Origin of the sequence: Nitrosomonas sp., assembly GCF_019635155.1 — a bacterium.
GTDB lineage: Bacteria > Pseudomonadota > Gammaproteobacteria > Burkholderiales > Nitrosomonadaceae > Nitrosomonas.
This window is the reverse complement of sequence record NZ_JAHBZY010000004.1, coordinates 58,167-73,101: the sequence shown is the minus strand read 5'-3', so window position 1 is coordinate 73,101 and position 14,935 is coordinate 58,167. Positions and strand designations below refer to the sequence as shown.

General features: G+C 46.0%; 7 protein-coding genes. All 7 read left to right on the top strand.

The window, feature by feature from the left end:
- Positions 1 to 5 precede the first annotated feature (5 nt).
- Positions 6 to 3,836, top strand: a complete 3,831-nt coding sequence (locus KF839_RS04135) for a hypothetical protein (protein ID WP_292916571.1) — start codon at positions 6 to 8, stop codon at positions 3,834 to 3,836.
- 23 nt (positions 3,837 to 3,859) lie between these two features.
- The gene (locus KF839_RS04130) at positions 3,860 to 4,642 is read left to right on the top strand and encodes a hypothetical protein (RefSeq protein WP_292916570.1); all 783 of its coding nucleotides are present in this window, start codon (positions 3,860 to 3,862) and stop codon (positions 4,640 to 4,642) included.
- A gap of 1 nt (position 4,643) precedes the next feature.
- Complete coding sequence (locus tag KF839_RS04125) at positions 4,644 to 4,973, top strand: hypothetical protein (protein WP_292916569.1); 330 nt, start codon at positions 4,644 to 4,646, stop codon at positions 4,971 to 4,973.
- A complete protein-coding gene (locus KF839_RS04120; RefSeq protein ID WP_292916568.1) occupies positions 4,960 to 8,076 on the top strand; it encodes a hypothetical protein in 3,117 nt (1,038 codons plus the stop codon). The genes KF839_RS04125 and KF839_RS04120 overlap by 14 nt, the downstream gene beginning before the upstream one ends.
- 4 nt (positions 8,077 to 8,080) lie before the next feature.
- Positions 8,081 to 11,314 carry a contractile injection system tape measure protein gene (locus tag KF839_RS04115; RefSeq protein WP_292916567.1) on the top strand — a complete coding sequence of 1,078 codons (3,234 nt, stop codon included), beginning with the start codon at positions 8,081 to 8,083 and terminating at the stop codon, positions 11,312 to 11,314.
- Positions 11,315 to 11,826: 512 nt separating this feature from the next.
- Complete coding sequence (locus tag KF839_RS04110; RefSeq protein WP_292916566.1) at positions 11,827 to 12,918, top strand: TIGR00341 family protein; 1,092 nt, start codon at positions 11,827 to 11,829, stop codon at positions 12,916 to 12,918.
- 9 nt (positions 12,919 to 12,927) lie between these two features.
- Entirely contained in the window at positions 12,928 to 14,715 is a 1,788-nt protein-coding gene (locus KF839_RS04105; RefSeq protein ID WP_292916565.1) for a hypothetical protein, read from the top strand.
- The last annotated feature ends 220 nt before the right edge of the window (positions 14,716 to 14,935 follow it).

Sequence of the window (14,935 nt, the reverse complement as noted above, 5' to 3'; positions counted from 1 at the left end):
AGCGGATGAGATCGTATAAAGATCCATTAAATTATCAGCTGCATATTAGCGATGGCCGGAGTCAGAAGAACAGGCTTCTGCCTGCATTGCAGAAAGATTATTTTAATGTATCGGAAATGCATTTTCATACACTGTTAGCTTTGTTGGTTGATTATGCACAGGTAATGAAATTTTATAACCTGGAACACCAAGTTTCCGGGACCTGGAAACAATTTTTCTCATCGGATGAAACGGTAGTGATCGCGACGATACTGTCGGTTGATTTGAAGAAATTGACAGTCGGCAGCGAAACCTCGAATACCGGGAATCCAATTGTTAATGCGCTGCGATCAATCGCTTACAAAGAAGTTGGCCGGCATATGATCGGAACCTATACCGCAATACATTTGTTAGATAACTGGTTGCAGATATTGTCGGTATCGCGGAATCAAGTCACAACGGAATTGCACAAGGTCTTGGAAAGCGTGATTATCGGGCTGAGGAAGGATACCGAAATTCTTTGGCAATATTTAGCGGGACACCTCGGGTATCGCGAACATCAGGAAGTTTTTTCAAGCGACCTGATTGCGTTGACGTTTTCCACCGAAGGAGAGTCGCAGATCCATCGTGAAACGAGTGCCGTTGAGATAACTGATACCGCACCGATCCGATCGAGTCATTATGCCTTTATTAAAGCCATCGAAATGGTGCAGATAAATGCAGCCAAATTACTTTCTTCATCTTTACTGAGCGGTGATCATGACCCTGCGGTCGGTTTATTATTTGCTTTTTTACAGCTATTTCAGAAACTGCAAAAAAAATTAAATCGATTTACGCTGAATTATGTTGATTTTTACTATGATCAAGTACTCAAGGTTCAGCAGCGTGATTTTTCCCCGGATTATGTTTTCTTGGTAATTACTCCCAACAAAAAAGACTATAAGGGATTGATATCACGAGGAACCGAATTTCTTGCAAAACTGGATGACGAAAAGCTGGAAGCCGTTTACACGGCAACCGAAGATGTTTCAGTCAATGATGCGATCGTAAAGTCGGTTTATACCCTTTACTTTAAAAGGGATGCGATGAATTTTCCAGAAAACGATTTGCTGGAAAATGTCGTGTTGAATGACCGATCCGGTGAATCCGGAAGACAATTGGCAACCGCTTGCTGGTTGCATGATATTCCGGCATTGCCGAGTACGAATATCGATCAGGATACTATGCCTTCTTATCCGCTATTCGGTGCGACGAGAGACGGTGAAGAAAATGCTTTGGCGCAGCAAGCGGATATCGGTTTCGCATTCGCAAGCAAGGTTTTGCAATTGAAAGAAGGGCGGCGAACGGTAACGATTGAGATTTCTTTTAAGCATAACGGGCTGACGCTGGGACAATGGATTCAGAAAATTGCCGCAGCCACGCATTCCGGGTGTGGTAGCAGCAGCGCAACTTCAACGCGCATTCAGGAGCAGCAAGCTTTTTTTAAAGCGTTTAAAGATAGTTTTGTCATCAGCTTATCAACCAAAAGCGGGTGGCAAGAAGTACCGGAATATTTGCCTTCCTATTCCGGCGTCGATTCGCAGCAAAAACCCAATAGCTTGCGAATAACCGTGTTGTTGCCGGAAAGTTTTCCAGGAATTATTGCAGTCAATCCCGATGTTCATGGAGCGGATTTTGGAACCGAGTTGCCGGTCATCCGGTTTCTATTGAATTCCCGGAGTTATTTATACCCTTATGGGATTTTTTGCGAACTGGAAGTATCGTCGGTTGAAATAGACGTTCATGTCGAAGGATGCAGAACACTGCAGCTATACAATAATATCGGACAATTATCGCCGTTGACGCCCTTTGCACCTTTCGGCCCGATTCCGGAAGTAGGTTCTTATCTGATTGCAGGGTGTCCGGAAACCGCCGGTAAGCATTTATCCGATTTTGATATCGTGATTCAATGGGGGGGCATACCTGCAGCGCTGGGTGGTTTCAAGGCTTATTATCAAGGCTATGAGCTCTCTGAAGATACGGATTTCCGGGTTAGCGCCACAGTCCTGGCGAATGGCAAATGGCTGCCTGAGAATGCCGGAGCGGCAACTGTCAGCTCACTTTTCCAAACGAATACCGGCTTGGATGGCGGGAGTGAAATCAATGAGCATAGCCACCTGTCTTGTCGCTCCATTATTTCCAGTTGGAGTCCGGTTGAATACCGCAGCTCCGGGATTCCATACCGTTATTCGCCATCCACCAATAAAGGTTTTTTTAAATTTACACTGATTGCCCCGGAACAAGCTTTTGGTCATCGGGAGTATCCGAAAGTATTGACGGAGGTATTGACGTTTAACGCGAAACAGAAGCATAGCCAGTTTCTGAAAAAAATACCGAATCCTCCCTATACGCCGATGATCGTTTCGATATTTGCAAACTATAAAGCGGCTTCAAAAATCATCGTGGGCAGGGAAGAAACAAACTGTATACCCACGATGCAAGAAAAAATAATTCACTGGCATCCGTTGGGTTGGGAAAATGCGATGGTTAACGTCGATCGCCACATTTTTTTGTTGCCGCGATATTCATATTCAGGCAATTTATTGATCGGCTTACGAGGGTTGATGAATGGCGGTGTGATAACGCTGTATTTTTATTTGCGCGAAAATTCCCTGCCGATTAAGAATTCTTATCTGAAAGAGTTACAGTGGTTCTATATGGCCAATAATCAATGGCTGCCGCTAAGTGCGAAAGAGATATTGTCAGACTCCACCCAACGGTTTATGACGTCCGGGATCATCACTTTAAATATTCCGATGGATATTACGCAGGAAAATACGGTGCTGCCAGCCGGGCTATCCTGGTTAAGAGCATCTGCCGAGCATGAATTGGAAAATTTTTGCAGCGTTTATTCGATCCATGCGCAAGCGATCATGGTCAGCCGGCAATTGGGCGGCACTACGCAACGTCATTTGATAAGGCTGCCGCCCGGCGCCGTGACGCGCGCCCGTAAATCAATTCCCGGCATTGGAAGCATCAAACAAATCCAAGCTTCGTTCGGCGGCAAGCTGACAGAGGATCACAATCAATTGCGAGTGCGCATTAGCGAGCGTCTGAAACATAAGAAGCGCGCATTGTTGCCGGTGGACTATGAATTGCTGATACTGGAAAAATTCCCTCAGGTCTATAAAGTGAAATGCTTTCCCAGCATGGCGCCGGATTTCGTAACCACACGGCAGTTTTCTCCCGGTCAACTGGTAATAGTCGCGTTGCCTTATTTGTCGCGTGATGAAATGCTGATGCAGCAACCGTTCTTAAGCGGCCATTTGATCAATGAGATTGAAGGTTACATCGGTGAGCTGACAACGCCATTTGTGACGGTTCATGTCGGTAATCCGGTTTATGAAGTGATCCAGATCCGGTGTACGGTCAAGTTGAAGAACCCGCTATTGGCAGGCTTACATTTGAATCGATTAAATACAGCGATTTCGGATTTTTTGTCGCCTTGGAATGAAACGGTTGGCAATACCAATCATTTTGGCTGGAGCATCAGCAAGCACGATATCGAATCGTATATTCAGAGCATGAGTTATATTGATCGTGTAACCAACCTTTCGATTTTACGTATCGTACCGAGAGGTGATGATTATTTTGAATTGTTTGATAGCGCGGAGCGGAAGGAAGATGATATAGAATCCAAAGATATCGCTCCAATCTATCCCTGGAGTATTGTGGCACCCATTGGGCAACATTTCATTGAAGTGGATGATCGCTTCGATTTGATCGAACCGGAAATAACCGGGATTGGGAAGCTGGAGATTGGCAGTACTTTTATTATTTCTGATGAAAAATGGCGCGAAAAGATAGAAAAACATTAGAAGCCAAATTTAAGAATGGAAGGATGCCATCGGAAGTTGCATTCGCCGATCTCATTGACTCAACGCTGAACTTGATTGATGACGGTTTCGACAGAACCGTTGAGGATGGTTTAAAAGTCTCGCAATTAGGCGATGGAAAACTGATGAGCTTTTATCAAAATATGGCGACGTTGAGCGCCATGTGGTCTGTGGGTATTGACAAAGCGACCACGAATTTGAGTTTTGGCAATCAAAGTAATCCCCACGTATTGACTCTAAGCAGTATCGGACCGGTGGATCCTGATTCCGCGGGCGCGGCTAAAATGGGCGTCGGAATTAATACCGCGATACCTCGATTCGAGTTGGATGTCGCCGGAACCATCGCATCTTATGGCCGGGTGGGGCAACGCGGAGAACTTGCCGTACCTGCCGACGGCAACTGGCACGATGTCACTGAAATGTTAACGGGCTGCCAAGCATTTGAAGTGGTTGCCGGGGTTGGCGGAAAAGATGCGGACGGCAAGTTTGCATTGATGCATGCATTCGCGCTTAATACGTACAACACCAAGGGCCATATCACCTATCATCAGTCCCACTACGGCGCAAAATGTAATCGCCTCGAATTGCGCTGGCAGAACGGCGAAAATGTCGAAAACTTTGAATATAAGTTACAGCTCCGCGTAGAAGCTTCGTATGGCGATAATATCTGGGTTAACTATTATATGACCCGGCTTTGGCATGATCCGCTGATGTATGAAAGTGAAAAAGAACCTGGATCCGTCTATCCGCAGGTCATACGTAAGCGGCAGGAAAAAACGGATAAATGAAATGACCGAGCGAACATTAATTATCAGCTTGAATCTGGAAGAAGGCAATTTGCTCTTGGAAGCGCTTGCAGAATGTCCTTTTAAATCGGTTTTTGAGTTGATCGGAAAATTAAATCATCAAGCCAACCATTTATTTATTGCCGGCGCTTCCCCTCAAGAGCGGCGGCAATTTGTTTTTACCGAAGACGAGCTTTCGTTCTCTCTTAAAGCACTGGGAAACCTGCCTTATCATCGTGTTAACAAACTGCTGGAAGACTTGAATTTGCAGATCGAGACGCAGTGTAATAAACAGCGTTCAGCGGTAGCTTCAACCGACTATGTCAACATCTGATCAAATACCACGAATTAGAATTGATCCGGATGGTCTTGATTTTGATACTTTAAGAAAAGAAGCATTCGACAGAACGCAGGATCTCAGCGGCAAGATATGGACGGATTATAATACGCACGATCCGGGCGTTACGATCCTGGAACATCTTTGCTATGGCCTGACTGATTTATCGTATCGAACCGAATTTGAAGTTCAGGACTACTTGGCTGGTGATAACAATAAGATCGACTATCGCCAGCATGCGCTATTTTCTCCGGAGGAAGTATTTCCAAGTGCAGCCGTCACAGAAATCGACTATCAGAAAGTTTTATACGACGCGATACCGGAGATCGAATATGTCTGGCTGGAACCATACGCTGCAGAAGGGGATCCGGCGCCGAAGGGACTTTATTCCGTTTTTGTGAAACTAAATGCAGCGCAACTGCAAAGCGGTACGGAGAAACCGAAGCAGGAAGATCGCAGCTTCGGAGAAAATTCCGCAAAGCTTGAGTGGATAAGCTCGGTATCGGACCAGGTGCGCAACCAGCTCGACCAGGTTGGTGAATGCTTGGATACTTGGGTGGAAGCATTGCAAAGAGGCCGCGATAGCGGATCCGAGAGCGCTCTTTCAGAGCGGGAATCCGTGCAGCTTATCAAACAATTGAACGAGATTCTGTGCCGGTTGGATCGAATCTTGTCCTGTATCGACAGTATCTGGAGCCGGATCAATAACCTCTGGTCGGTAGTGGCTGATTCATTACTGAGCGCCGATTTGACCGGACGTTTTGACGAGATTCTGCTAAAAATGGATGCGGTATTCGGCTATGCCAAGCTGAGCGAGGCGCTTAAGAATGTTTTAGCGTTTCTGGATTCGGATCGAAAAAATTCGAGTCCGGTGGAAATGGATTGGCTGGCAAAGCTGACTATTCCCTTATCAAAATTTGAACATGCGTTAAACAAACTGGATGCGTCGCTGCAAGAGATCGGTAATGGTTTGTTTACGCAAATCGAACCGCCGGATAATGCTGTTGCAACATTTGACGAAACAACGATTAAGCAAAAAATACAGACGGTTTTTTTGCAACATCGTAATCTTTGTGAAGACATTCACCATATCGAAGTCATTCATTCCATACCTTTCTTTCTGGCGGGAGAGGTCGAGGTTCACCCATCACACAACCGCGCCAAAATTTATGCCGAGATTTTTCTCAAATGCGCGCACTGTATATCTTCAGGAATTCAGATTGATCGCTATGAATCGGTTTTCAGTCAGTTAGGCGATTTTGAGCAGATCTTTTGCGGCCCTTTGACAAATCATGGTTATATAAGCGATCGTTGTTTTGAAGATTCGCAACAAGTGCTCGGGGTGATTGATTTGATCACATTGGCGAATCAAGTCGATGGTGTCATCCAAGTAAAAGAGCTGTATTTAATTGACCAGGATAATAAGAAGCACACCAGTATTTCCTATGATTCGTCCCGGTATGTGTTTCCGGATTTATGTTTCCCAAAATCGGCCAACCCGAAGCAAATGCTGAAATTGGCTCTTCCACAAGCGGTCAGTCAACGGCAGTCCGCCCGGAGGGTTCCTGGTTTTGAACCTTACGACGATACGCAAGATGTTCTCTTACTTGAAGAAACCCGGCTGGAGTTGAAGAAGTTAATTTTCGAATATCACGCCTTCAGAAATAGTCACCCATCGCTTTCGCAATTGATTCCATTGCCAAAAGGTCAGCAGCGGCCGCTGCAAGAATATTTCTCAATCCAAAATCATTTTCCTGCCATTTATGGAATTAACCGCTATGGTATTCCACTATCCAAACCTCTGGAGATTCAAGCGCGTGCAAAGCAATTAAAAGCCTACTTATTTCCCTTTGAACAGCTCATGGCGGATTATTTGCAGAATCTGCATGAGATTCCTCGATTGTTTTCGCTGGATTCAAAGCACGATCAATCCTATTTTTCCAGAATTTTAGACGATCGGAATATTCCCGACATTGAAAGCCTTTATGTCGGTAACAAGGAATGTAGTCAGACTTTATTAGCCACGCTATTAGCGCGCTACGATGACTATGCAGATCGGAAAAATCGGTTATTGGATACGTTGTTGGCGATGCATGGTGAACAATACCCGCAAGCGTTACTGTTGCAATTCGATCGTTACTGGCGGAAGAATCCGGATAAATGGATTCTTGATAATAAGATTAATTACTTGAAGTGTATTCGGGAAATTACGCGCGATCGTGCACTTGGTTATAACTATTTGGAACCTGCGATGCGAACGGCCGATCAGGAGGTTGTTGAAAATATGGCCGGCGCTCACCAGCGGATCAATATTTTGCTGGGACTGACGCAATTTAACAGCATACCGTCCATTACAGCGGTTTTGCTGGCAAGAGGCTGCCGCTTGATTCCCGATCGCGTGTTTGCGCAAGGTGTTAATTTCCTGTCTGAAGCGCTCGAACAATCGGCGGTTTCTATTTTTCCTGAGGAAGAAAAGTTTACGAATCTTTCGATTCCTTCGACATTACCCCCGCTTGGGTATGCGATTTTTAAAGAAGGCGCTGAATTACGAAATTACCGGTTGGTAACTTCAGGCGGCAAAACATTTATTTGTTTAAAAACCGTGCAGTTCGCGCATCTCTGGCCATTGGAAGTGAAGGACAGTCAAGATGAGGCCATACGTTACGCCCATGAGTTTTGCCATGCGTTGACGCAACTCAGCATTGCCTGTGAGGGGTTCCACTTGATTGAACATGTGTTATTGCGGCCTAGAGGCTACGATCAACCGGATGATAGCCCCGGCGCGGCCTTCTTCGATTTCAGGGTCAGCGTGATTTTCCCTTCCTGGACAGCCCGGTTTTCAAATCCGGCATTCAGAAAATTCGCTGAAGAAACGGTACTCAAAAATCTTCCGGCGCATGTTTTCCCGGAGTTCTATTGGCTTGATTTTGTTTATATGCAGGATTTCGAGCGGCGCTACCGGATATGGTTGGACTGTATGCGGCTTGCCAATCAGAATCCGGTGCAAGAGAGTCTCGCGCAGTTGAATGATGCATCCAAAAGAATCATTTCTTTCCTTATAAAAAACAGGAAAGGGAATAGCACTGAGCGCTGGATTTAGTGTTATGCCGGCAGTACATCGAATCGAAGAGCTTATTCTTGATTGTTCTTTTGATTCCATCGCAATCGCTCAGGCGCTCGAAACCGGCATGGACGTCTGGTTAAGAACAAAATTGTTACCGGTTATCGATACGGTTTTATTCGAATTTGACGAAGCTGGTTTCGACTGGCGTTTGGATCAGCTGGAAATTGATCTGGGCGATATAGCCGAAGACAATTTTCACGATGAGTTCATTCAACGCTTGCGGGAGAAGTTGAGCGATCGGCTACTGTCCGCGCAAAAGAAAGCGCCTGGTTCCGGAGAAATGCTCGCGGCTCCGGCACGGCGTGTCAGCCGGTTGCAATCGGATCTGGAGCGATTGCGGGATTTTTTGCGAACCGGCAATTTGCCTTGGCATACCAATACAACCAATCAGCACGTGCATGAAGAAATGCTTCAGCATCTGTTGCAATCTGAACAAGCCGGAGCGCTATTGGTCTCGCTGTTGAGACGCTTGCCGGCGGTTGACCGGACAATCATGGTGAAACGCCTGGTTTCTCAGTTTTCGCAGCAGCATTTAGAGCATTTGCTAGTTCACATTACGCCAGCGAATGCTGCCATACTTGCCGATTTTTTGCGGATTTACCGGCAAATATTGCTTGAGCGCGGCGATCCTCAATACCCGCCGGTGGAACGATCATCTGTTGCGTGGGTACAGGTACTCGAATTATTACTGTCAGACAATCGGTTATCCAGTTACCCGCAAGCGTTATTGCTTTTATTGATCAATCAAAATGCGATTCGGGAACCGTGGCAGACGTCACGCCAGTTAGCGAAACAGGTGCTGGAAACGGCGATTCAAAGAAAAAAAGCCGGAAAAATCGGTCATGTTCTAACGGACACATTGCAGAAACTCAACGCTCAAATTTCTGGGCAGAGGCTTGTTGGCGAACATCACGAATCCGCAGTTTCTCTTAATCAACCCGCAAAGCGGTTTTTTCTGGAACGAAAGACACCGGGGGCGCGGATAGCGGCGGCGTTGCATGGGATCATGACAGCCGAAGAAGCGATTGCGCTGCAAGAGAGCTTGGGACCGGAAGCATTCCGGCAACAACTTCAAAAATTGCTCAACCAGGCGACAACGCGTGCCAAGATCGTCAAACTGTCAAAACGCGTGTTGCAAGATATCCATTGGGTGTTGTCGGAACAAGCGGCCTTGATGTTCGAGAGCCTGCTTGGCTACAGCGATAAGCTGTATAAACTGACATACCGTGAAGGTGCGCTTAGCCGCGCGCAATGGCAACAGAAACTTTGGATGGCCAGCTTGACCTACTGGTCGACGCAACCCGGTAAGGAATTTGAGCCGCTGGCCTATCTGCAAGCGCTTGCCCGTGGCATATCGGAACCGGCGCACCCGCGGAAGACGTTGTATGCATGGCTTGTGGCGCTGAAGCGGGATAAATCATACGGCACGATTTATACGCAACTGCAAATGTGCGCCACAATTGCTCCCGAACGACACCCGGCGGAAGGAAAAAACGCAGCATTGATAGCTGACGGGCGAGTGAAAGACGATAACGCGTATCGTCAATTGCGACAGCGATTCTTGACGGGCAGGGCGAATGCCGCGCACCGGGAATTGCAGCAGCAGCTGCAGGAAATGTTCGGCAAGAACCCCGTGCGACTACGGCGTTTCTATCAGGATTTGCGCCACGGCTATTACGATCAGACGATTGCGCAGTTGAACGCACGCGACCTGCGCAGCCTGATCGAAGGATGGCTGCAGATCGAATCGGCGGTTCCGGACAGCGACCGCATGATTTTTCTGCAGGCCATCGACAAGCAAGCGAACCGGGTAGCCGATCAGCGCGTGTACTACTGGAAATTGCTGGAAGCCATGCTGCAGAACCGGGACATTGATGTGGAAGCGATTGCGGCGGCGTCGCAGCCGGACAGTGAAAATTACAAAACCGGCGGCGAAGAAACGGCAACCGACGTACAAAACGACCGGGTGGCGGATAAAAAAGCGAAGCAACCCCAAGCGACCGATCCGGTTGAAGCCAGGCAGTCCGGCAGGGAACCGGCTTGGCAAACTGAAGCGGGTTATAGCGTAGCTTACAGAAAGATAATAGCCGGACTGAGAAAGTCCGGGTTGTTGAAGACAGCGAAGCGAGCCAGTCGGACTGATATGCGGTTTTCGGGCCATCAGCGGCGGTTGCACGAGCTGCTAAGCGTCATGGAGCTGGATGAATTGGCTGACAAATTATCGCCGGCGCTGATACTCGATATCATTTATTTATGGCAACCGCAGGCAGCGCAAATCACGGAGCACTTGCTGGCGCATAGCGCTAAGCTGCATGCGTTAGCGGGCTCGGAAGCACCGGAGAATCAGACGCAATGGGAACACCGGCTGCGGCGAACGGGTATAGCCTATTGCATGACGAAAGGTGAGCATGCATTCGAATCGTCCGCTTATATCCGTGCGTTGGCACGCGCGGTATCGGTGGGAGCGAATACCGGAGCGACGTTGCTGGCCTGGTATGAAAGGTTGGAAAAGAGCAAAGCATACGGTGCGCTTTCTGCAATTTTGTACGAGATAATCAGAGAAGGGGCGGAGCTTCTGCCGCCCCGCGTAATAAAGGAAAACCGGTTGCTCAATCAGCCTGCAGCGATAGCCGGATTATTTTCCGAAGACGAGCGATCTGTAATCGACTGGGAAGCTTTATTGCGCAAAGTGAAATCACCCGATGTGACCGAAGAGATATTTATCGATAATGCAGGATTGGTGTTAGCCGCTCCGTATCTTCCCCGGCTTTTTACATTGCTGGGGTTGATTAACGATGATGCATTTGTCGATCGGCATGCAGCGGAACGGTCAGTGCATGTGTTGCAGTACCTGGTCAATGAGCAATCGCAATCCCCGGAATATCAGCTGACTCTGAATAAAATTTTATGCGGAATCTCAACCGGCATTCCCATTTGTAGCGAAATCGAACTCGCGGCACAAGAGCAAGAAACGATTGAAGGATTGCTACGCGGCATGATTCAGAATTGGAAAACCATCGGCAATACTTCCATCAGCGGATTACGTGAAACTTTCTTGCAGCGAAAAGGGATATTGCAGTTAAAAGAAGATGGAATGTGGTATTTAACGGTTGAACCGGGTGTGTTTGATATGCTGCTGGACAGCTTGCCGTGGAGTTTTTCGGTGATTAAACATGCCTGGATGGAACGCGCTATTCACGTCACCTGGCGTTAATGAACAAATAATAGAGGAATTATCCAAACTCGATCGGTCGTTTTTGCTTGTCAATCTTACCAATCTTATCCGGCGTTCAACATCAAACCGGGGCCTGCTAAATCAGGTTGTGGCTGCTATATCCTGTTCAGAACATAGAATAATCGGGGGCGGGCAAATCATATTATGAGACCTTCACACGGTTACTACGCGGCACGATAATTGCGTTAAAAATTCGCAAAAAATGCTCATTTACCCCGTGTAAACTCCGCTTTTCCGCAAATTTTTGCCTTATTCTGGTACCGCTCATGACACCGTGCAAAAGTCTCGGTCTATGTGACGCCCCATCAGATGTGCTCACATGATTACCCTTGTTGTATTTAAGAAACATCTTTTTGAGGGGATCGTCTATTACTTCGAAGTTAAATTATTGAACATTCGATTCACATTATAATTTAAGACAATGTGGTTTCTTATCATTTGAAAATTTCAAAGATTACTATGCCGAATCATATACCGACAAGGGCTTCATAATGAATAGCTCCAATAGCATTAATAACATCAAAAACAATGATCAGTTGACTAAGATACAGGAAATCAGAGCGGATATTGTTCACAACGCACAGTTCGAGAAAGCTTTTATCGTAATGAATGCGCTCGCGGCGATCATTGCCAGTTATGCACTTTTAGCCGGAAGTGTATCCGGTGTTATTGGTGCCATGCTGGTAGCGATGTTGCTGGGGCCGATAGCGGGTCTTTCATTATCGCTTGTCGATGGTGATTATCTGCTATTCAAACAATCCGCGATCTCCTTAATCGGCGGTATCGGCATCGTTATTTTCTGCTCCTTTATTATCGGTTTTATCCATGACGACATGCCGGTTAGCACTGAATTACTGGCAAGAACGCGTCCCAATTATTTGGATTTAATGATTGCGCTGGCGGGCGGAGCGGTCGGTGCTTATGCGGTTATTACGCCGCGCATTCCCAATGCGATAGTTGGTGTCGCGATTGCAACCGCCCTGGTTCCGCCGTTATGTGCCGGAACTATCTTTTTAGCGCGCGGCAGTTGGGATGAAGCCTTCGGAGCGTATTTGTTGACGATTACCAATGTGGTCGCGATCCAGTTTTCATCATCCATCGTATTGTGGCTCTCCGGGTTTCATAATGCGATCAACCGCTTCTACAGCAATAATAAAGTCATTTGGCTTAATGGAATCAGCATCGTATTAATGATACTGCTCTTTGTGATATTAAGCGCCAATACCAAGATTTTAGTCAGCAAAGTGATTTACGAGACAAGAGTACGCAATGTTTTAATTGAGGAAATTAAAAACTATCCCGGTGCTTATGTCAGTGAAGTACGAATTGCACCTGAGAATGGAAAAAATATAGTGCGCACAGTGATCCGCAGTCCAAAGAACTTTTCCGCCCAAGACGTTGCCACTATTGAAGCGAAACTTCCAGTTTCATCGAATCAGTTGCCAGTCGAATTGCGGCTTCGTCATGTAAAAGTTTCGGTGATGACAAAGGATGGGCCGATATTTGATGCTGAAATGTCCCAACTGAGCAAAACCGGTGAAATTACTGGTGAAAATTTAGTCATACCTGTATCGACTCCATAAAATATTCCAATGAATCTGATGACTGCCGGCGGCAACCCACAGGAGAGCAAATTTATACGCATTTTGATATTTATCTTGTTGATCGGTTACGCGCATCATTCGGCTTTTAGCCATGCCAATAATAAAAATTCATCATCTCAAGAACAGTTTTCTCAATCAAAAAGCTTATTGGCGCCGTTGCCCAAACATAAACCCATACTCGCGCCTTTTACGTATGACGCAGAACATGTATCACCGGCCAATCAGTTAAATATGATCCTTGATACGATCAATCTGCTAAAAAAAGAGATTGATGAGAAAGAGAACTTACTGAAGAAAACTGATGCGGAGCATGAAAAGATTGATATTCAGAATGAAATAAACAGTATTAGTCAGTCACTGACGCAAAGTGAGAAATCATTTGAAATCATTCAATCGGGTGGCTTGGAATTAACAAAGCTTCAAGATACGCCCAGCGAATCCGCATTTGATTGGCAAAAGGAGTTATTGGAAATTTTAAAGCCTTTTATGAGCGAGTTGCATGAACTGACGCAAGATAAAAGAAACCTGGCAAATTTGCAAAATAAAATTCCTTTTCTTGAATCCCAGATTCAGGATATTGAGAAAAGTCTCGCGCATATGACACAAATTTCTATCCCGGTACTTGAACCTGGCACACTTAAACATTTTGAAGAAATAAAGAAGAAGTGGGAAACCCGTCTCGATGAAAAAAAACAGTCGCTCGAGGTTTCTAAAATTCAGTTGAAAGAAATAATAAAATCCCAAACTGAAAAAGAAGTGACCTTTAGTGAATCATTAAAACAATTTGCCGCAAACCGCGGCGCCACGCTTTTATTTATTGTGATTGCCGTGGTGGTTGTGTGTCTTTTCTTCTATCTGTTCTGGAGACTGATTGTACATTTCAGTAGTTACAACCAAGAAGGCAAGCAAACCTTTTTTCAACGCATCTTTAAGCTGGCTTTCTACGCAACGGCCGTCCTATTTTCCATCGCTGCCGTTTTTCTTGTTTTAAATGCGAGAAATGACCAAATCCTGTTAGGTGTAGCCGTATTATTATTGGCGCTGATTGTTCTGACGCTGAGGAGTTATATTCCGCAATATCTCAGGGAATTACAAATTCTCCTCAATGCCGGCCCGGTAAGGGAGGATGAACGCATCATCTATAATGGTGTGCCTATGAAAGTTGAAGCGCTTAATTTGTATGCGAAACTAAGCAATCCCGCTTTACCGGATCTTGAATTAAGATTGCCATTATCCGTGTTATCAAGTTTTATTTCCCGGCCTTATACGGATAACGAGCTCTGGTTCCCCTGTCAGATTGGCGATTACGTGATGCTTTCAGATGGACGTTTTGGCAAGGTTATATACATCTCGCTGGAGCATGTTCAGTTGTCGCTTGGCAACGAAATGATGCCGCAAACTTTAACCATGAACGCCTTTATGGAAGCCGGTCCGCAAAATCTATCACGCGGGTTTGTGGTCACCAATACGATCGGAATTGATTACAAATACCAGCAACAAAGCACCACTCAAATACCGCTCGTATTTGAGGATGGCATACGCTTAAGGCTGCTGCAAGAAAATTATGGGCATGCATTAGTAAGTGCAAGGGTTCTTTTTGAACAAGCCAACACATCATCCTTGGACTATAAAATAGTCGCTATCTTCAATGGCACCGTGGCGGGTGATTACGGACTTATTCAGTGCGATCTGCAAAGATTCGCTGTCGATATCTGCAATCAAAACCAATGGGAAATTCCTTTTACTAACGTTGTAGTACATAACGTTGGGGCATGAACTTGAATGTCAGCCTCTCCAAGGAAATGCCGGCTAATTCACCGAGCAGGATGAGATGCAACGCGGATGAGCGCAAGAAGCAAGGCATCTCTCTATTTAATGCGATCTGCGGCACACTCAAATCTTTTTTCGACGGATCCGTTTCATTGACTTCTACACTATCATCAACCTTCATAAGAGTTTGAATAATGCCACTCCTTATGAAATACTCATGACTTAT